This window comes from Thalassotalea sediminis, assembly GCF_030295915.1.
GTDB lineage: Bacteria > Pseudomonadota > Gammaproteobacteria > Enterobacterales > Alteromonadaceae > Thalassotalea_C > Thalassotalea_C sediminis.
Genome location: NZ_AP027361.1, coordinates 3,283,377 through 3,302,301 on the forward strand (window position 1 = coordinate 3,283,377; position 18,925 = coordinate 3,302,301).

The 18,925-nt window shown below is 40.4% G+C and carries 15 protein-coding genes; 10 read left to right on the forward strand and 5 right to left on the reverse strand.

What is annotated here, in order from left to right; all coding sequences use genetic code 11:
• The first annotated feature begins 182 nt into the window (after positions 1-182).
• The 4 genes from pulA (at position 183) to QUE09_RS15000 (ending at position 8,508) form a co-directional block, all read left to right on the forward strand.
• Positions 183-2,936 (forward strand): pullulanase-type alpha-1,6-glucosidase, encoded by a 2,754-nt coding sequence (pulA, locus tag QUE09_RS14985; protein WP_286233658.1) that lies wholly within the window; start codon positions 183-185, stop codon positions 2,934-2,936.
• 10 nt (positions 2,937-2,946) lie between these two features.
• Positions 2,947-4,821 carry a glycoside hydrolase family 13 protein gene (locus tag QUE09_RS14990; RefSeq protein WP_286233659.1) on the forward strand — a complete coding sequence of 625 codons (1,875 nt, stop codon included), beginning with the start codon at positions 2,947-2,949 and terminating at the stop codon, positions 4,819-4,821.
• A gap of 88 nt (positions 4,822-4,909) precedes the next feature.
• Positions 4,910-6,961: a glycoside hydrolase family 97 protein gene (locus QUE09_RS14995; RefSeq protein ID WP_434017217.1), complete on the forward strand. Its 2,052-nt coding sequence runs from the start codon at positions 4,910-4,912 to the stop codon at positions 6,959-6,961.
• A 26-nt stretch (positions 6,962-6,987) separates the two neighbouring features.
• Positions 6,988-8,508 carry an MFS transporter gene (locus QUE09_RS15000; RefSeq protein ID WP_434017218.1) on the forward strand — a complete coding sequence of 507 codons (1,521 nt, stop codon included), beginning with the start codon at positions 6,988-6,990 and terminating at the stop codon, positions 8,506-8,508.
• A 10-nt stretch (positions 8,509-8,518) separates the two neighbouring features.
• Here QUE09_RS15000 and QUE09_RS15005 read toward each other — a convergent pair whose 3' ends face one another.
• Both QUE09_RS15005 and QUE09_RS15010 read right to left on the reverse strand, forming a co-directional pair.
• A complete protein-coding gene (locus QUE09_RS15005; protein ID WP_286233660.1) occupies positions 8,519-9,538 on the reverse strand; it encodes a LacI family DNA-binding transcriptional regulator in 1,020 nt (339 codons plus the stop codon).
• 120 nt (positions 9,539-9,658) lie between these two features.
• Entirely contained in the window at positions 9,659-10,735 is a 1,077-nt protein-coding gene (locus tag QUE09_RS15010; protein WP_286233661.1) for a tetratricopeptide repeat protein, read from the reverse strand.
• 288 nt (positions 10,736-11,023) lie between these two features.
• On the opposite strand from QUE09_RS15010, the gene QUE09_RS15015 reads away from it, so the two are divergent.
• The 5 genes from QUE09_RS15015 to QUE09_RS15035 are packed head-to-tail and all read left to right on the forward strand — an operon-like array spanning position 11,024 to position 16,739.
• The gene (locus QUE09_RS15015) at positions 11,024-13,399 is read left to right on the forward strand and encodes a TonB-dependent receptor domain-containing protein (protein ID WP_286233662.1); all 2,376 of its coding nucleotides are present in this window, start codon (positions 11,024-11,026) and stop codon (positions 13,397-13,399) included.
• A gap of 48 nt (positions 13,400-13,447) precedes the next feature.
• Entirely contained in the window at positions 13,448-14,053 is a 606-nt protein-coding gene (locus QUE09_RS15020; protein WP_286233663.1) for a PepSY-associated TM helix domain-containing protein, read from the forward strand.
• A gap of 27 nt (positions 14,054-14,080) precedes the next feature.
• A complete protein-coding gene (locus QUE09_RS15025) occupies positions 14,081-14,602 on the forward strand; it encodes a DUF2271 domain-containing protein (protein WP_286233664.1) in 522 nt (173 codons plus the stop codon).
• Positions 14,603-14,627: 25 nt separating this feature from the next.
• Positions 14,628-15,461, forward strand: coding sequence for a DUF4198 domain-containing protein (locus tag QUE09_RS15030; protein ID WP_286233665.1), 834 nt, complete (start codon positions 14,628-14,630; stop codon positions 15,459-15,461).
• Between the two features lie 3 nt (positions 15,462-15,464).
• On the forward strand, positions 15,465-16,739 hold the full coding sequence (locus QUE09_RS15035; RefSeq protein ID WP_286233666.1) for an NADPH cytochrome P450 oxidoreductase family protein: 1,275 nt from the start codon (positions 15,465-15,467) through the stop codon (positions 16,737-16,739).
• Positions 16,740-16,926: 187 nt separating this feature from the next.
• On the opposite strand, the gene QUE09_RS15040 is transcribed toward QUE09_RS15035, so the two are convergent.
• The 3 genes from QUE09_RS15040 to QUE09_RS15050 are packed head-to-tail and all read right to left on the reverse strand — an operon-like array spanning position 16,927 to position 17,811.
• On the reverse strand, positions 16,927-17,118 hold the full coding sequence (locus tag QUE09_RS15040) for a hypothetical protein (protein ID WP_286233667.1): 192 nt from the start codon (positions 17,116-17,118) through the stop codon (positions 16,927-16,929).
• A gap of 54 nt (positions 17,119-17,172) precedes the next feature.
• The gene (locus QUE09_RS15045; RefSeq protein WP_286233668.1) at positions 17,173-17,343 is read right to left on the reverse strand and encodes a DUF1328 domain-containing protein; all 171 of its coding nucleotides are present in this window, start codon (positions 17,341-17,343) and stop codon (positions 17,173-17,175) included.
• Positions 17,344-17,364: 21 nt separating this feature from the next.
• Positions 17,365-17,811 (reverse strand): PA2169 family four-helix-bundle protein, encoded by a 447-nt coding sequence (locus QUE09_RS15050; RefSeq protein ID WP_286233669.1) that lies wholly within the window; start codon positions 17,809-17,811, stop codon positions 17,365-17,367.
• Positions 17,812-18,111: 300 nt separating this feature from the next.
• Here QUE09_RS15050 and QUE09_RS15055 point away from each other — a divergent pair, with 300 nt between their 5' ends.
• Positions 18,112-18,924 carry a hypothetical protein gene (locus QUE09_RS15055; protein ID WP_286233670.1) on the forward strand — a complete coding sequence of 271 codons (813 nt, stop codon included), beginning with the start codon at positions 18,112-18,114 and terminating at the stop codon, positions 18,922-18,924.
• The last annotated feature ends 1 nt before the right edge of the window (position 18,925 follow it).

The window sequence follows — 18,925 nt, forward strand, 5'->3', positions numbered from 1 at the left end:
AATATAGCATTGCTTGCCAAGTTTAACGCGTAAAAATCACACAATTAGTTACTTAAACAAGGTTTTACTAAATTAGTGAATACGTATGCAAAATTACTCATAGTCTTCTTATTCAATGCCCTGCAACGTAAATTAGCCCACATTCACCGACTATAATATGTATCACTCAACGGGATTTTCAGATGCGCATCTTTTTTTGCTTATTATTACTCTGCTTTATTTGGCAATCAGCAGCCCAACCTTTTTTCACGACGAGTGCGAATGTTAAAACTGACAAACAACAGCAAAACAGTCTGAAAAATGTTCGTGCTGCTAGCGCTCATTGGCTCACTCCCGACACCATATTAGTTGCCCCGCAACTGGCACAAAACTCGAATACCTTGGTAATGATCAATACGAACCAAGCGCAAACGCAATATGCCCTCAATAAGTGTGTGTTAAACCAATCATTAGTAGTGCGTTATCCACATTTGCGCGACTTTCATTGTTACCGTGTCAGTATTGCTCAAGAACATATAAAGCAATTGTTGAAAACCCCGTTGGCGATTATTAACCAACAAGGAAGTAATGTTATCAACGGGACATGGCTACAAACCGCAAACATCATTGATGCGCTATATACGTCAGGTGAGAATGACGCCAACGAAGAAAGTGCCTTAGGGGCTTCACTGATAAGTCAGGGAGTAGCATTTAAATTATGGGCTCCCACTGCTTTATCTGTCAAAGTTCAGCTTTTTGATAAAAATAAGCAGCCAGTTGCGCCATATACTCTTGTTATGCAAGAAGATACAAATACCGGCATATGGTCAGCATCATCTTCTGAAGCATTAAATGAGCAATTTTATCGTTACCAAATAACGCTTTACCATCCTCGTACACAAAAGATAGAACAAATTACCACAACCGACCCCTATTCTTTAAGCTTATCAACTAACAGTGAGTACTCACAAATTGTCGATTTAAATAAGCCATCAACCCAACCCAAAGGCTGGTTAACTCAGTTAGATAACCCAGTAAAACAGCCAGAAGATAATATTTTTTATGAAACACATATTCGAGATTTCAGTGCAAAAGATCCAACGCTTACTAACAAAGCTTTTCGTGGTAAATACCTAGCGTTTACCGAAGATAATAGTGCCGGTATCCAACATTTAAAGGCATTAAAAGCAGCTGGAATTAACAGTATTCATTTATTGCCAACATTTGATATTGGTACCGTCAATGAAAGCGACTCGCTCGATATTACCGACTCAATTGCTGATATTTGTCGCCAGCATCAGCTTGATAAAATATGCACGTTACCGACAGATAAATCACAATCTCTGGTTAGTTATTTGGCAACGTTACCGAGTACAAGCACTCAACAACAAGAAATTATATCTACATTACGCGCTATTGATAATTATAACTGGGGCTATGATCCTTTCCATTATACGGTTCCCGAAGGCAGCTATGCCGTTAACCCAGATGGAATTGCTCGTATTATCGAATTTCGTACTATGGTGCAGGCGATACACAACTTAGGCTTTCGCGTAATCATGGATGTTGTTTACAACCACACACATCAAGCGGGTTTAGCGCCAACAGCTGTGTTAGACAAAATTGTTCCTAACTATTACCAACGCTTAGACATTTTTACCGGCAACATTACGCAATCTACCTGTTGTGACAACACGGCAACTGAACATGTCATGATGGAAAAACTGATGATAGATTCATTAGTTGTTTGGGCAAGAGACTACAAAATTGATGGTTTCCGTTTTGATTTAATGGGACACCAACCTAAATCGTCAATGCTCAAAGCCCGTAAAGCAGTTAAAGCCGTTGATACAGATACCTATTTTTACGGTGAAGGATGGAACTTTGGTGAAGTAGCTAATCACCAACGCTTTGAACAAGCTAGCCAACTTGCACTTGGCGGCACCGAAATAGGTACTTTTACTGATCGACTACGCGATGCCGTCAGAGGTGGCGCATTTAACGCCCAAGGGCAAGCAATTCGTAAAAGCCAAGGCATTGCTAATGGTTTAGCAACCCTACCGAACGATCTTCAAACGGGAGATGAAAATCTGCGTTACCTCACCTTAGCCGATCAACTACGCATCGGTTTAGCAGGTAACCTAGCCAACTACGCTATAACAACAGCTGATGATGAAATACGTAAAGGGCGAGACATTCCATACGGCGATCAACCGACAGGTTATGCGCTAGATCCAGCAGATACCATTAATTATGTATCAAAACACGACAATCAATCACTTTGGGACAATAATCAATATCGAATTGACTACGCCTTATCGACAGAACAACGGGTAAGAATGCAATTATTGTCACTTGCCTACCCACTATTTGCACAAGGTATTCCTTTTATTCATATGGGTAGCGAACTTTTACGCTCTAAGGGCTTTTTACGAGATTCATATGACTATGGCGACTGGTTCAATTATGTAGACTTTACGAAGCAATCTAATAACTACAATACCGGTTTACCGCCTGCAGATAAAGACCAACAAAATTGGTCAACGATTAAAACCTTACGCCAAGAAAATGCAGGCAAAGATCACGTTTCAGCAGAAAACATCACATATAGTTCAGATGTGTTTCTCGATTTAGTCCGCATTCGCATGTCTACGCCATTGTTTAGGCTGACAAACGCAGAGCAAATTATTGAGAAAGTGCGTTTTCATAATACTGGCAGTAAACAGCAGCTTGGTGTTATTGCCATGAGTATAACAGGCGATCTATTACACCCAAGTGTTGTGGTTATTTTCAATAATGCGGGTGAACCGAAGACAATAAACTTTACTCATGCAGATAGCTATCAATTACATCCAATCCAACAACAAGGCACGGACGATACCGTTAAGACAAGTAAAATAGAACGCAATAGCTTCACTGTGCCTGCACTGACTACCGCCGTTTTTGTCAATAAATAGGGAGACAACCATGAATACGCTCAGCAACATCATTAAGGTAGTAACATTTGTTACATGTGTCAGTCTAACAAGCATATGCGCAGCAACAACTTTTAACATCAAGCATATAGAGCCATTATCATGGTGGACAAATATGGAATCAAATGCCTTGCAAATCATGGTACACGGTGAAGGCATTGGTGCATTAACTCCTAAATTCTCTCAAACTGCGATTACCATTAATCAAGTACATCGGCCTAAGAACCCAAATTACCTTTTTATCGATGTAACGCTTAGCGAAGCGCTTAAACCGGGCGATTATGCACTCGATTTTTATTTAGAACAGCAAAAAATAGTGACCAAGCAATATCGCTTTGATAGCAGAAATACGCACTCAGCCGCTGCTCAGTCTTTTACACCTCGCGATGTCATTTATTTAGTAACACCTGACAGGTTTGCCAACGGTGACCCAAGTAATGATCAGATCGCATACCTTTCAGAGAATGTAGCACGAGATGAAAAAGGAGGACGTCACGGGGGGGATATTCAAGGTATAATCAATCAACTCGAATACATTGCAGAAATGGGGTTTAGTCAAATATGGACCAACCCAATGATTGAAAACAATCAACCGAGCTACTCTTACCATGGCTATTCTGCAACCAACTTTTATAAAATAGACCCTAGGTTTGGTACGAATGAACTCTACCGTCAACTTTCCGATAAAGCTCAAGCAAAAGGTATAGGTTTAATCAAAGATGTGGTGTTAAATCACATTGGTTCAAAGCATTGGTGGTTAACAGATTTACCGATGGATAATTGGTTAAATTATCAAAACCAACCATACACAGGTACACACCACCGTAGAGAAAGCCTGCACGACCCGCATGCAGCTGACAAAGATCAAACATTATTTGCCAATGGTTGGTTTGTTCCTTCAATGCCAGATTTAAACCAGACTAACCCGTTTGTTAGCACCTATCTAATCCAAAATACATTGTGGTGGATTGAATTTGCAAATTTATCAGGCCTTCGTGTTGATACCTATTCTTACTCAGATAGAGAATTTTTAACTGCCTGGACAAAACGCATAACAACAGAATTTCCACACATTAATATTGTCGGCGAAGAATGGACCACAAACCCAGCAATAGTCGCCTATTGGCAACGTGGCAAAGTGAATCAAGACGGCTATCAATCTTATCTACCAAGTGTAATGGACTTTCCTTTTCAAGACGCATTAGTAAACGCATTAACACAACAAGAAAGCTGGAATACCGGTTTTACAAAATTATATCAATCATTGGCAAATGACTTTCTTTATGCCGATCCATACAACTTAGTTACCTTTGCCGATAATCACGACATGAGTCGCATTTATACACAACTTAATGAGGATATGGCGTTGTATAAAATGGCGATGAGTATTTTATTTACCACCCGCGGTATTCCTCAGGTTTTCTACGGAACGGAAATTGCGATGACAAACCGTGGAACTGATGACCATGGTATTATTCGTAGTGACTTTCCTGGTGGCTGGCAAAAAGATAACGTTAACGTATTCAAAAAGCAGCATTTAACCAAGACACAAGCAGAAGCATTAGCTTTTACCAAAACATTACTTAACTGGCGAAAGCAGACTCCTGCAATCCATCAAGGGAAGCTAGTGCACTATGCGCCTAACGCAGGTGTTTACGTGTATGGACGACTACTAGAAAATCATCAAAATGTGATGGTCATCGTCAACAAAAATACACAGCCAGTAACCTTCAATCCGACCGACTACACTGAAATTATTGGTTCAAGTACTCAAGCCAAAAATGCATTAAACGATGAAGTATTTTCATTGTCAGCGTCATTCAATGTGCCGGAAAAAACCGCGCTAATTTTATCGATAACGCGATAGAAGTTACGCTGAATACGTATGCAGTTAGCTGTAATTTGCTACCAGTAAATTTATGCTGTTAATAATTGATAAACCCTCAGGAAAAACAATGATGAAAAATCTGCTGGTTATAACGACACTGTTCACAAGCACTTACATGCTAACATCTAATGTGTTAGCAAAAACGGTTACGGTAAGTTCGCCTGACAACAAAATCGTCGTTACCGTAAGCGATGAGAAAACACCAAACTACCGTGTAAGCTTTAACGGAAATCAAGTAATTGATACCTCGCTGCTAGGTTTAAGGTTTCAGAAATCCGCTGATTTAGCTGAAGGCTTTACCATTGACTCAAGTAAACAAAAAAACACTGACAGCACATGGCAATTGCCATGGGGTGAACGAAAAAACGTCCGCGATAATCATAAAGAGTTGTTGGTTCACTTCACAACTGAGCGCGATAAGTCCAATCAATTTTCCATACGCTTCCGCGTGTTCAATGACGGTATTGGTTTTCGTTACGAAGTGCCTAAACAGCCTGGTTTAGAAGGCAATATTGCCATCACAGACGAATTAACAGAATTTAATATACCTCAGGCTGAGAAAGCAACAGCATGGTGGATCCCTTCTCGCGGTTGGAATCGTTATGAGTATATCTACGAAACAACCGCCTTATCAGACATTGATCACGTGCACACACCGTTGACAGTAAAATTACCAGCAGGTGAACATATCAGCATTCATGAAGCAGCACTGGTTGACTATGCGGGTATGACCATACAAAAAGGTCGTCATAATACGCTAAAAGCAGATTTAACCCCTTGGTATGATGGCGTGCTTGTTAGAAAAACAGCTGACTTCAAAACTCCTTGGCGAACAATTCAAATCAGTAAGAATGCAGCGGGCTTATTAAATTCAGATCTTATTTTAAACCTCAATGAGCCTAACAAGCTTGATGACACTTCATGGATCAAACCAGGGAAATACGTTGGTATTTGGTGGGGGATGCATGTGGGTGAAAACACATGGGGCAGTGGTGAAAAACATGGCGCTACAACGGCTGAAACCAAACGTTATATGGATTTTGCAGCAAAATATGGCTTTGACGGCGTACTGGTAGAAGGCTGGAACATTGGCTGGGATGGAGAATGGTATGACAACGGGGATGTGTTTAACTTTACAAAGTCTTACGATGATTTTGACATTAAAGACGTCACTGAGTACGGCTTAAAAAAAGGCGTTCGCTTAATTGGTCATCATGAAACATCAGGCAATGTCACCAATTATCGTAATCAAATGGCCGATGCCTTTGCGTTATATCAACGTCATGGTGTTCGTCAGGTTAAAACCGGCTATGTTGCCGATGGCGGAAAAATCAAGCGCATTGACGACCAAGGTATCGCACGCTTTGAATGGCATGATGGTCAATTTATGGCGAATGAATATTTAGACAACGTAAAACTAGCAGCGAAATATCAAATTAGTATCAATACTCATGAGCCGATTAAAGACACAGGTTTACGCAGAACTTATCCTAACTGGATAAGCCGCGAAGGTGCCCGTGGTCAAGAATACAATGCATGGGGTTCACCTCCTAACCCGCCATCTCATGCTGCAATTTTACCTTTTACCCGAATGCTAGCAGGTCCGATGGATTTTACACCGGGTACGTTTGATATGGCATTTAAAGGTTTAGGTGCTGATACAGACCGTCCACAAACAACACTGGCGAAACAATTAGCGTTATATGTGGTTATTTTCAGTCCGATTCAAATGGCATCAGACCTTCCTCGTAACTATGAAGCTAACTTACCAGCGTTTCAGTTTATTCGCGATGTACCGACTGATTGGCAAGAGAGCATAGCCTTAGATGGTGATGTAGGAGAGTTTGTCGTTATGGCACGCCAAGAGCGAGGCGGTAAAGACTGGTATTTAGGTGCGTTAACAAATGAAGATGCACGTGAAATTACCGTACCTCTAAATTTTCTATCGCCAGGAAAACGCTACCAAGCTCAAATCTACCGTGATGGTGACAAAGCAAACTGGGTCGATAACCCTTATGATATTATCATTGAAAATAAACCAGTATCTGCTAATGATACGTTAACAATTGCACTCGCAACAAGCGGTGGTACAGCCATCCGTTTTAAAGCGTTAGATTAATCGTAGGCAGTAACTAGGTAGCAACAATGACAGCTTCAACTTCACCCATAACACAACAAAAGCCAACATTAAATTTTTGGCAAATCTGGAACATGTGCTTTGGTTTTATGGGGATTCAATTTGGCTTTGCTTTGCAAAATGCCAATGTGAGTCGTATTTTTCAAACCTTAGGTGCCGACTACGGGAATATGGCGATTTTATGGGTTGCCGCTCCTATTACAGGATTAATAGTACAACCTATTATTGGCTACATGAGTGATAATACGTGGGGAAAATTTGGTCGACGTCGCCCTTACTTTTTAATTGGTGCCATCGCGGCTAGTTTATCCCTGTTTATCATGCCAAATTCACCGACGCTATGGATGGCTGCAGGCATGTTATGGATCATGGATGCTTCGATTAATATTTCGATGGAGCCTTTCCGTGCATTTGTTGGCGATATGTTGCCCAAAAAGCAACGTGCGACAGGCTATGCAATGCAAAGTTTTTTCATCGGTGTAGCCTCCGTTGTTGCTTCATCGCTTCCTTGGATCATGACAAATTGGCTAGATATCAGTAATACAGCGGCTGAAGGTCAACTACCCGATTCAGTTAAGTTTGCATTTTATGCCGGCGGTGCGGTGTTCTTGCTTGCCGTGTTGTGGACAATTTTTACCACAAAAGAGTATTCACCAGAACAACTCGCTGCATTTGAACAAGCTGAGCCAACCTTACACAACAGCGCAGTGCTACAAACAACGCCAAGTTATGGGCGATATGGTGTTACTTCAATGCTCATAGGTATTATAAGCAGCATCTTCGTTTATACTAATATATCGAGTTTAGATAAAAGCTTATATATTCTAACAGGTGGCTTTACGGTTTTTGGCTTCTGCTTACTTTGCGCCAGTTATATGCAGAATCACAACCGCACTGATAATGGATTCGCCCATATCATGGCAGATCTATTTGCGATGCCGCAAACCATGAAACAACTCGCCGTTGTGCAGTTTTTCTCGTGGTTTCCATTTTTTGCTATGTGGACATATACAACCGCTGCTATAACTGATTTTCATTATAAAACGGCTGATGTAACATCTGCGGCCTATAATGAAGGCGCTGACTGGGTTGGCGTGTTGTTTTCAACCTACAATTTAACGGCAGTATTCGCGGCGATTTGTATTCCGTTGGTGGTAAAATTGTTCAATCTGCGTATCGCACATATGATAAATTTACTCCTCGGTGGTTTAGGCTTTATTTCTTTTATATTGATACAAGACCCCACCTACCTCGTCGTTTCTATGATAGGCATAGGCTTTGCTTGGGCATCAATACTGTCAGTACCATACGCTATCTTAGCAAATGCTTTGCCAGCAAAGAAAATGGGGCTTTATATGGGGATCTTTAATTTTTTCATTGTCTTACCACAAATTTTAGCAGCCAGTATTCTTGGCGTGCTCATTACTAAAGTTTTTGACAACCAGCCAATTTACTCATTAGTGCTTGGTGGGGTAAGTATGTTGTTGGCGGGAATGTTGACCTTACGCGTTAAAGAAAATCATGATTAAATAACTATCGCTAGCTACCACATGAATTACGGACGATTAATGTGGTAGGCATCAAAACATCATCAGGCGTTTCACCATTAATCAATGCAATTAAATTTTCCACCAGTAATTCCCCCGCCAGCTTAGTATCTTGTTTTGCCGTCGTTAATGAAGGAATGGTAAAGCTAGCGATGGCAATATCATCAAAGCCCACCACAGCTACTTGCTCTGGTATTTTATAACCATGCTCTTGCAGTGCACGCATAGCACCAATCGCAATCAAGTCACTGGCACCGAATATAGCGTCAAATTCAACACCACTTTGAATTAACTGATATGCGGCATCATAGCCAGAATCTTCAACCGATATAGCGTCTACTTGACGGCTACTATCGACTGTCAGTTTGTTATCTGTTAACGCTTGGCAATAACCATGGTAACGATTCAAAAACTCAGGCGAATGTGTAGATGCATCGCCTAAAAAAGCAAACTTAGTGCGATTATTCTTTATCATGTGTTCGGTTACCTGATAACCACCATGAAAATTATCACACCCAACAGATAAGACCCGCTCATTTTCTACTTTTGCTCCCCAGCGAACAAAGTGCGTATTTTGTTCACTTAATTGGTTGAGTTTCTCTTCATAATCTATAAAGTCGCCATAGCCCAATAAAATCAAGCCGTCGGCTTTTTTACTATCTTCGTAATCAGCGTGCCAATCATCACTTAACTGTTGAAATGACACCAGTAAATCATAGCCTTTTTGAGCGCATGCGCGCGTGATACTGCCGAGCATTGATAAAAAAAATGGGTTTATTAACGAATCGTCATTAGTGGGATCTTCAAACAATAACAGCGCAATAGTATTACTTTGTTGTGTTCGCAAACTACTTGCATGTTTATCGACTTTATAATTTAACTCTCTGGCAATTGCTTGCACTTTTAGACGGGTTTCTTCATTAACTAATGGACTATTTCGCAACGCACGTGACACTGTCGACTGTGACACGCCTGCTCGATAGGCAATATCAAATGACGTTGCTTTGGACATTTAATAGATCCTTTTCACCCAATAGTTATATGTAAGTAAATACTACCCCCTGTTCTTGTCTAAGTACATCTTTCTAATGAAATAAATCCTACGCTATTCGCTCGCAGTTTAATAAAACCATTAATTCATTGTTAATAACACCTTTCTCGCTTTTCGTGTCAGCGCGTTGTCTTTACTTTGCCGTAAAATTCTGGAAAACATTATTCGTGCAGGTTTTACATCTTCGCCAGTAGCGATGTTAGATAATCGTACTGCGATATCAAAATTTTGCGTCGTTGGTAATTGGTACGTTTTTAACAGCCGATGTAATGCATCTATACCTTTTTTAATGTTAAGTTGTTCTTCTTCGGCAAATACTGCCGTTTGGTAACATGCATTAAACCACTTAACTTCAGCAAACCAAGTATTTCTAGCCTGTAGTTGGCAAGCTTTGAAAAAGAAGAACTGGGCTTTGTTATCTTGACCTAATGTCCAATGATATTGGGCCACACGTTCCATTACATCAAAATCATCTGGAAAGGCTTTCACAGCTTCTTGACTAACGCGCAGCCCTTTTAAATCATCATCTAGATTCTGCGCTAAATTAATATCGGCAATCAAACCCCATTTTTTATCCCGTTGCCGAATTTGCTCGGTTAACCTCGCTTGTTGCTGATTATCACCACCATAACTTTTACTTTGCCCTAAGGCTGACGCTTTTAACGTCATATATTGAGGCTTTTGTGGGGCAAGTTCTCCAGCTTTTATGCGTGCAGCAACCGCTTTTTTATAATAACGTCGTTTAACAAAAATATTTGCTTGATGACCAATCTCACGCCATATTTCAGCTGAAAAAACAAATGTCTCGGGAAGATCTGGAAACCTTTGTTCAAAGGCCTCCAATTTATCTTCTGCTAAGTCGATAGATTCAATTTCGATAAGGTAATGTATTTCAAGTGACAATAGTTTAAAGCTTTGTATATCTGGTTTGTTCCTTATTAATGTCTTTGCTAGAGACAAGTCTCCTTGAAACAACGCTAAATACGCATCTTCAAGATCGCTTGCTAAACGTTGTTTATTTGTGTCAGCACTATGCACAAATAAGGGGAGCAGTGTCAGTGTTATTGCAGCGACATAAAAGGTAGCTTTTTTATTTACATCAGCAACAGACAGTTTTAAAAGTCGATATGAGCCAGAAAAAATAAGTAATAAATTCATAAAAAGATGTTTTAAGCTTTCAAAATGCTAACGATAAACGCATGCCCTCTTCGATAAAAGCTCTCCATGATAAACATCTACTTAGTCATGATGAAACAACGTCATTACTTTGTAACCGTCATACCATCATACATTTAATACTCAGTAATATACAGGCACCACGAAAACACAAAACACAATACAAATGAGATTTATTATCATTTGTATTGTGTTTTAAATAATTATCCGTATAATTTCGCCATCTTGATTATTTCTACAAAAAATTTACATCTAATTTACAGGGACATCATGAATACGAAACTTACACTCACCGCAATAACCGTTGCGCTACAAGCAACATTTAATATCGCCTATGCTGAGGCTAACGCTTCACCTGAGTTCGGCGCTATTGAAAAAATTGTTGTAACTGCAACAGGATTTGAACAAAAGCTAACGCAAGCACCGGCAAGTATTTCAATTATTTCTGCTGAAGATATTAAGTCTCGTTCATTTACCTCATTATTAGATGTTGTAAAATATCAAGAAGGTATTGATATAGGCACAACACGTGACAAGACTGGTCAAGGCAGTGTAAGTATGCGTGGTTTAACGGGTGAATACACGTTATTACTTATCGATGGTAAACGTCAAAATAATCATGGTGATATTTACCCTAATAACTTTGGCGGCAATGCGTTCAATCACCTACCACCACTAGAAACAATTGAGCGTGTAGAAATTATCCGTGGCCCAGCATCTACATTATATGGAGCAGATGCGCTAGGTGGCGTTATCAACGTTATAACCAAAAAGCACACCGAAGACTGGAACGGTACCATTACCTTTGGCCGCAGCTTACAAAGCAATGATGATTTTGGTGACGACATTACTACCGACTTATCAGTAGCGGGGCCCATTATTAAGCATGTATTAAGCCTTGGCCTTCGTGCTAGCCTATATGAACAACAAGCCTCATCTCCTCAATTTTCTCCAGCAACAGATCCAAATGGAGATGTTCATGTCAGAGCTTTAGGTTTTGGACGTGGCGGACGAACAGTAGACAATAATAGTGAACATTTTGGCGTTAGCATCAATTACACGCCAATTGAGAATCATGAAATTATGTTCGACTATGATAATTCGCATCAAGAATATGATAATACACCTGAATACGACTTAGCATCGGGCACAATTACTTATCCTTTAGGCACGAAAGATAGCATTGAAAGCCTATGGCAGGATAGAAAAGGCCAAGTAAACCCACGCGCGGGCTATGCAGCTGAACAAGAATTTGATCGTCAATGGTGGTCACTTGCCTATAAAGGTGAATTCTCTTTTGGTGCAATATCTAGCTCAATTGCCTATGTCGATACGCAAAACAATGGACGTACATTGCCGTTAAGTGTCGCTGAACGTCTTTTGCTACAAAAAATGTACGATGGCACTGGTAAGTATGAAAATATGACCGAAGATCAGCGTCGTGACCTTGCAGAAGAAACCTTCCTGCCGCGCCCTGAACGTCCTTTAGATAGTAGTCAATACACCTTTGATTTACGTTTTGACATTCCAATCGATAATCTTGCTGGTGATCACAATCTGGTACTTGGCATGCAAGCTATTAATGGTGAATTAAAAGATGGTGTATTCGGTCTCGAATCAGGAAATGCAGGTGCGATTCAAGAGCAAAAAATGTATTCATTATTTGCAGAAGACAACTGGATGATCACCGACAAATTTACACTAACTGCTGGTGTGCGCTTCGATGATCACGATGTTTTTGGTGATCAAACATCACCGCGAATTTATGCCGTTTATAACATTAATGATAATTGGACTGTAAAAGGTGGTGTGAGTACAGGTTATAAAACGCCACAAACAACAGACTTATATGACGGCATTACCGGTTTTGGCGGTCAAGGCACTAGCCCTTTTGCAGGTAATCCTGCACTAGAGCCGGAAACTAGCGTTAACAGCGAAGTAGCATTGTATTGGAGTGAGGATGAACACAACTTTAACATTACCTATTTTAAAACTGACTTCGAAGATAAAATTGCCCGCGGTGATACCATTCAAAGCTGTGAAAAAACTGGCGGCGTTCGCCCGTGTGTAAACTTAGGTGAATACGATCAACTAGGCTACACAACCTACAGCCAAAAAATCAATATTGATAAGGTGACACTACAAGGGGTTGAACTAGCCGGCCGTTACCAAGTTTCTACTGACTGGTCTGTTTATGCAAACTACACGTGGACAGACAGTGAACAAGAAAGCGGTGCCAATGAAGGATTACCGTTAACAAACACGGCTGAGCATATGGCTAACGTCAATATTAGTTGGTCAGCAACCGAAGATTTAAATATCTACTTACAAGGTGAAATCCGCTCAGATAGATATCGTGGTTTTGATTCAGTGCTTGAGCGTGAACTTTACTACAAAAACTATTCACTCTTAAACTTAGGTGCACGTTGGTCGCTCAATGAAAACGTTATGGTTAACCTACGCGTCAATAACTTACTCGATAGAGATTTTACTTCTTACTCAACAACTTATGAAGATTTGAATGGCGATGGTACATTTGAATATTTAACCGGCCGAGGAGTTGTCAGTGAGGTCGTTTTTGAAGACGATTACAACGTAAAAGATAAAGCGCGTAACTTTTGGGCAAGTGTAACTGTTAGTTTTTAATGACTCTATGCGGCATATCAATTATGCCGCTAAATTTCAGGGGGGTTCATGCAAATGAGTTTGGGATCTATTAGACAATGGCACTGGGTAAGCTCTGCTCTTTGTTTAATCGGCATGTTTGGGTTTGCCATTACAGGTATTACCCTTAATCACGCTGCAGATATAACGATAACGCCAACAATCACAACAATTGAAGCGAAACTACCTAAGCGCTTACTCGATGATCTAAAAGCAACAGCCCAAGATAACCCTTCCGCAATACCGCCTAGGGCATTAAGTTTTTGGTTAGCACAAACGCATGATTTGAAACTATCAACACATGCCGCAGCAGAATGGTCTACCGATGAACTTTACATTGTTCATGCTGGGCCAGGAAAAGACACCTGGTTGGCGGTAGACTTTTACAGCAATGAACTCAGTTATGAAAGCACAGATAGAGGCTGGATTGCATATTTCAATGACCTACATAAAGGGCGGGACTCAGGTAACGCTTGGGGATGGTTTATTGACGCCTTCTCGGTAGCAAGCGTTATTTTCTGTTTAACAGGATTAATATTGCTTTACCGGCAAAAAAACCATCGTTGGATGACATGGCCAGTCACAGTACTAGGTGCCATTATTCCAGCAATTTTGCTAATGGTTTTTGTTCATTAGCTATTAAATGTACTCAAGGAGATAGAAGTGTTAAAACACATTTTTACATTATTCACATTGGTCAGTGTTGCCATAGCTGCCAATACTTACGCTCAGTCGGATGTTCAATTAGAAATTAACATTCCACGATTAACCGTTGCCGAGTATCACAAACCATATGTTGCAATATGGCTAGAAGATACACAACGCAAGGCTACTCAAATTGCCATATGGTACGACTTTGAAATGGAAAACCATAAAGGCGAGGAGTGGTTAGCTGATTTAAGACAGTGGTGGCGTCGCGGAGGTCGTAAACTTGCATTACCTGTTGATGGTATTACTGGTGCCACCAAAGCTCCAGGTACTCATCTGGTAACAGTAGATCTTGCTTCCCTTCTTAAACAGCAACCGGCAGGTAAGTATAAATTAAGAATTGAAGCCGCTAGAGAAGTTGGCGGTAGAGAGTTGATTCAACTACCCATTACGTTACCACTTAATACAAAAGCTTTGCCTATCAAGGCCACAGGTAAACGCGAACTCGGCCTAATAACGCTTAGCGCAGTAAAATAACTTAACACGGCAAGGAGACATATACATGCCACGTAAAACATCTTTTAGTGTAGCGATTGCAGCACTTACCCTGTTAACGATCACGTCAGCAGCAAACGCTCATCGTGTATGGATTAAACCGAGTAAAACGGTATTATCTGGTGAAAAAAATTACGTTACCTTTGATGCAGCCGTATCGAACACACTCTTTGTACCTGAACACTTTCCATTTCGCACTGACGGAATAGTCGCGACAGCACCCGACGGTAATCAGCTCTCTTTAGAAAATGTTGCGCAAGGAAAGTATCGTTCAACATTTGATTTAGCATTAACTCAAGAAGGTACATATCGCATTGGTAGTAGTTCAGCCGGTATTCGCGCCTTTTGGGAAGACAAAGAAGGCAAACGGAAAATGTGGCCTCCTAGAAGAGGCAAGGCAAAAGGTGACACGTTTGAAACAGCAGTACCCAAAAACGCTAAAAATTTGCGTGTTACCTATAGCAGCCGTAAGGTAGAAACTTTTGTCACACTGGGACAGCCAACAACGAAAAACTTACAGCCAACAAATAAAGGTTTAGAGCTAATCACGCTTTCTCACCCGAATGATTTGTTTGCGACAGAAGCCGCACGGTTTAAATTTCTTATCGATGGTGAACCAGCGGTCAACGCAGAAATTGAAATTGTGCCTGGTGCAATGCGCTATCGAAATGCAGCTGAGTCAATAACATTAAAAACAGATAATAATGGTGAATTTAGTATCATATGGCCTAACGCAGGCATGTACTTTTTAGAAGCATCTTATAAAGACAACAAAGCCCCTGCACCTGCAACAGTCCGCCAAGGCAATTATGCAGCAACTTTTGAAGTGCTACCACTTTAATATATGACTGAAGAACTGCGCATAGGCATATCACTTGCACTAGGTATTACCTGGTGCATGTGGGTTATTATTCAATGGTTACGGCACCGGCCTACCTCAACAAAAGCAGGTCGAAAGCCGATGGTTGTATACGCGAGCCAAACGGGGCAAGCACAAGCCAAAGCCCAGAAAAAGCTGACATCATTCACTGACGCGTTATGTATACCACTAAATAAGCTCACAGCTCATCATTTCTCGACAGCCACGGAAATGCATTTCTTCCTCAGTACTTATGGTGATGGTGAAGCACCCGATAATGGTCGTGGTTTTGAAAAGGCATTACGTCATATTAACCATGATATTCTGCAGTCGCTTGCATTTACCGTAACGGCACTGGGCGATAGCCGCTACCCACGCTTTTGTGCATTTGGTAAACACGTTTATCAACAACTCACACAACGTGGCGCACAAGCCATTAGGCCCATTACCTGCATTGATGCCAATACTGAAAACGCGCAATCAAATCAGACACACGCCACGTTAATTGAACGAACCTTACTTAACCCTGACAGTGAAAGCCCTGGGCTATATTTATTGAAACTAAAAGCTGATGGTTTGCAATGGCAACCAGGTGATTTACTTGAAGTATCTCCCCCCATCGCTAATGACATTAACCAATTCGCAGCGCCGCGAACTTACTCTATCGCGAGTGCGGCAAGTAGTGCTCTTGCTTCATCTTTAATATCACTGATTGTAAGGCTACATATTAAGGCCGATCAACATTATGGTTTAGCGTCTGGATTCTTAACTCAGCAATGCCAATTGGGGGATAACCTCAAGGTTACCGTTCGTGAAAACCCGGCATGTCAACTAAAAACCACCAACAATCCTCTACTGTTAATCGGTGCTGGCAGTGGTTTAGCGGGTTTACTTGGACACATAGAACAACGCACTTTATGTAATAACCCTGGTAGTATTTGGTTAATCTACGGCGAACGAGATCCAGTGAATGATCAACACCTATCCACGCAGTTAACAACATGGCAACACCAAGGCGTACTCAGCGATTTAGATCGTGTATATTCCCGTCAAATAAGCACTATTAAGTATGTACAAGACGTGCTGCTTTGCAATGCAGATAAAGTAAAGCGCTACATTGAAGAGCAAGGTGATATATATGTTTGTGGCAGTTTAGCGCGTATGGGTCAAGCAGTGAACCAAGCATTAATCGATATTTTAGGACAAAACGTCGTTGATGAATTACTTGCCAGTGGCCGTTATCATCGGGATCTATATTAATACATCATCACTAAACACTTAGCACGGGTAATGATATAAATTATCCATCTGCACAGCAGATGGCTTTGACTGAGTTTCGTCGTAATATCCTTTAATGTATTGATTACCTCTCTCGCTTTATTGTCGGCGTACCAACAGATCGAGCACCACCTCCACAGGAGGTGGTTTTGACTTTACAATAAAAGGGTTAGCAATCTTTATCTTCGGTATCAAGCTTCTCTTTTGCTTGTTCACATAAATCTTCCGCTTTGTTTTCAGCGTCTGTAATCACATCATCAACTTTTTCTCCAGCATCTTCAGCTGGCCCATCAGAACACCCTACTAATGCAAAAGTAAAAGTGAGTAGTGATACCGTTAGTAATGTAGATAAATATTTCATATATGTTCCTTTAATGTATTGATTTAATAAATTATTGTTTATATGACGACTCGCCTAAGACTTAGGTTTTCTAAGTACCGGTACTATGATCGACAATACGACTAGCACTAAAAAAATAAAAAACAGTACTTTTGCTATACCTGCGGCAGCACCGGCGATCCCCCCAAAGCCAAGTAAAGCGGCTATGATTGCAAGTACCAAAAATGTGAACGCCCAACTTAACATACAACCTCCTTAGTAACGTGTTTAAGCGGTGATGTGTTGCAATGCTTTAATTTCATCATGACATGACTGCATGCGCCCTTGAATCTGTAATAGTTCACTTTTACAAGGGGCAGGTAATGGGTGCATAACAGCAGCCGAGACCTTTTCTAATACACGATCTTCCACCTCTTCCAGTTGTTCTAGATACGTATGCGATTTCTCAATACGTAAAAGCGTCAATATCCTCGTGTATGATTCGCGCAACTTTATAACCGTGTCAGCTTGATGTTCAGGCTTCCCCTCATCAATATAGACATAGGTTTGCAGCGCTTTAATGGCGATTTCTTTTTCAGTAATCATTTTATTGAAGACTAATGATAAACTGCTATCTTTTACTTGCTCTTTTGCCTCTTGGTAAAATTCAACCCCACCGATAAGCACTCTAATTAATTCTTTAACTGGCTTCATATCGTAATTGGATAAAGACATAAAGACTCCTTTTATAGTCATGATAAAAATGTACTACACATTGAACAGAGCACAAGGCATGCCAAAGAAATTAAATCAATTTAAACAACAGGTTACATAACTAGATGACTCTAAAGTCCGCAATATTTACATGCTAATTGTAAGTTTTACTCGCTTTATTGCAGTCTAACTTTTCACATTTCTGATAGCTTTATGACATAAGAAAGGTGTAACCGCTTTACTATCTAATTAAGAATAAGTATCATTTACAACTCGTTAATTCTTATTAGCTCAATACACTTAAAAAGGAATCTATATCGTATGCAGTTTTTCACGCAAAAATGCAGCTACATGCTCAAATCATTCATGCTGTGTACAGCACTTTTCACCGTTACTGCGCAGGCTAATGGCCCAGTTGGCGAACATGTTAATCACCTATCTAAAAATTTACCTACTTATGAAAAAGAAGTGCACTGGTTAATTGAAAAAGTTGACACTATTGTTAACCGTTATGAAAAACAAGGTGCAAAAGCTGCTCATACAGATGCCGTTGTAGAACACTGGGAAGCTGTTAAGTTTCATGCCGCTATAGAGTCAAACTATGTGTTAATTTATGCGTCAATTTGGCAAGGGTTGTTTGCCGTTAAAGAAGCTATCGACAACGAGCAACCGATAGAAAAAGTAAAAAAAGAACAAAAAACATTGAATCATGCATTATGGCAAGGTTTAGGCGCTGTCAAAATGGCTGCAACGTTTCAAGATAAAGGTTTACTAGCAGAAATTAAGATTAGAGAAGGCGCACCTACTAATTCTATTGAAGCATTAGATACGATCAATACACGTCTAAATAGCGTTGTCGCTAAATACGCAGAAAAGTTAAATGATACTTCAGTAAAAATGGTAGCTGAGACTTACTTAAATTTATTTGAAGGTGTTGAAGGAGAACTAATTGCCTTAGATGCCAATTTAGTAGAAGATCTAGAAAAAGATTTCAATGTCACATTACCTAAAGCTATCAAATCGAAAGCAAGTGTTGAAGAGGTACGCAAAATAATCGCGGCCATGACAACAAAGGTGACCAAAGCACGCACCTTAATTAAAGACAAAGCGGCACAAAAGAAGGACGTATTTTAAG

Excerpts from the sequence above, each read along its gene's own strand:
- QUE09_RS15045 (WP_286233668.1), bottom strand. The coding sequence starts at position 17,343 with ATGTTAAGTTGGGCGTTCACATTTTTGGTACTTGCAATCATAGCCGCT.
- QUE09_RS15005 (WP_286233660.1), bottom strand. The coding sequence starts at position 9,538 with ATGTCCAAAGCAACGTCATTTGATATTGCCTATCGAGCAGGCGTGTCA.
- QUE09_RS15015 (WP_286233662.1), top strand. The coding sequence starts at position 11,024 with ATGAATACGAAACTTACACTCACCGCAATAACCGTTGCGCTACAAGCA.
- QUE09_RS15000 (WP_434017218.1), top strand. The coding sequence starts at position 6,988 with ATGACAGCTTCAACTTCACCCATAACACAACAAAAGCCAACATTAAAT.
- QUE09_RS15010 (WP_286233661.1), bottom strand. The coding sequence starts at position 10,735 with ATGAATTTATTACTTATTTTTTCTGGCTCATATCGACTTTTAAAACTG.
- QUE09_RS14995 (WP_434017217.1), top strand. The coding sequence starts at position 4,910 with ATGATGAAAAATCTGCTGGTTATAACGACACTGTTCACAAGCACTTAC.
- QUE09_RS15040 (WP_286233667.1), bottom strand. The coding sequence starts at position 17,118 with ATGAAATATTTATCTACATTACTAACGGTATCACTACTCACTTTTACT.
- pulA (WP_286233658.1), top strand. The coding sequence starts at position 183 with ATGCGCATCTTTTTTTGCTTATTATTACTCTGCTTTATTTGGCAATCA.
- QUE09_RS14990 (WP_286233659.1), top strand. The coding sequence starts at position 2,947 with ATGAATACGCTCAGCAACATCATTAAGGTAGTAACATTTGTTACATGT.
- QUE09_RS15030 (WP_286233665.1), top strand. The coding sequence starts at position 14,628 with ATGCCACGTAAAACATCTTTTAGTGTAGCGATTGCAGCACTTACCCTG.
- QUE09_RS15050 (WP_286233669.1), bottom strand. The coding sequence starts at position 17,811 with ATGTCTTTATCCAATTACGATATGAAGCCAGTTAAAGAATTAATTAGA.
- QUE09_RS15020 (WP_286233663.1), top strand. The coding sequence starts at position 13,448 with ATGCAAATGAGTTTGGGATCTATTAGACAATGGCACTGGGTAAGCTCT.
- QUE09_RS15055 (WP_286233670.1), top strand. The coding sequence starts at position 18,112 with ATGCAGTTTTTCACGCAAAAATGCAGCTACATGCTCAAATCATTCATG.
- QUE09_RS15035 (WP_286233666.1), top strand. The coding sequence starts at position 15,465 with ATGACTGAAGAACTGCGCATAGGCATATCACTTGCACTAGGTATTACC.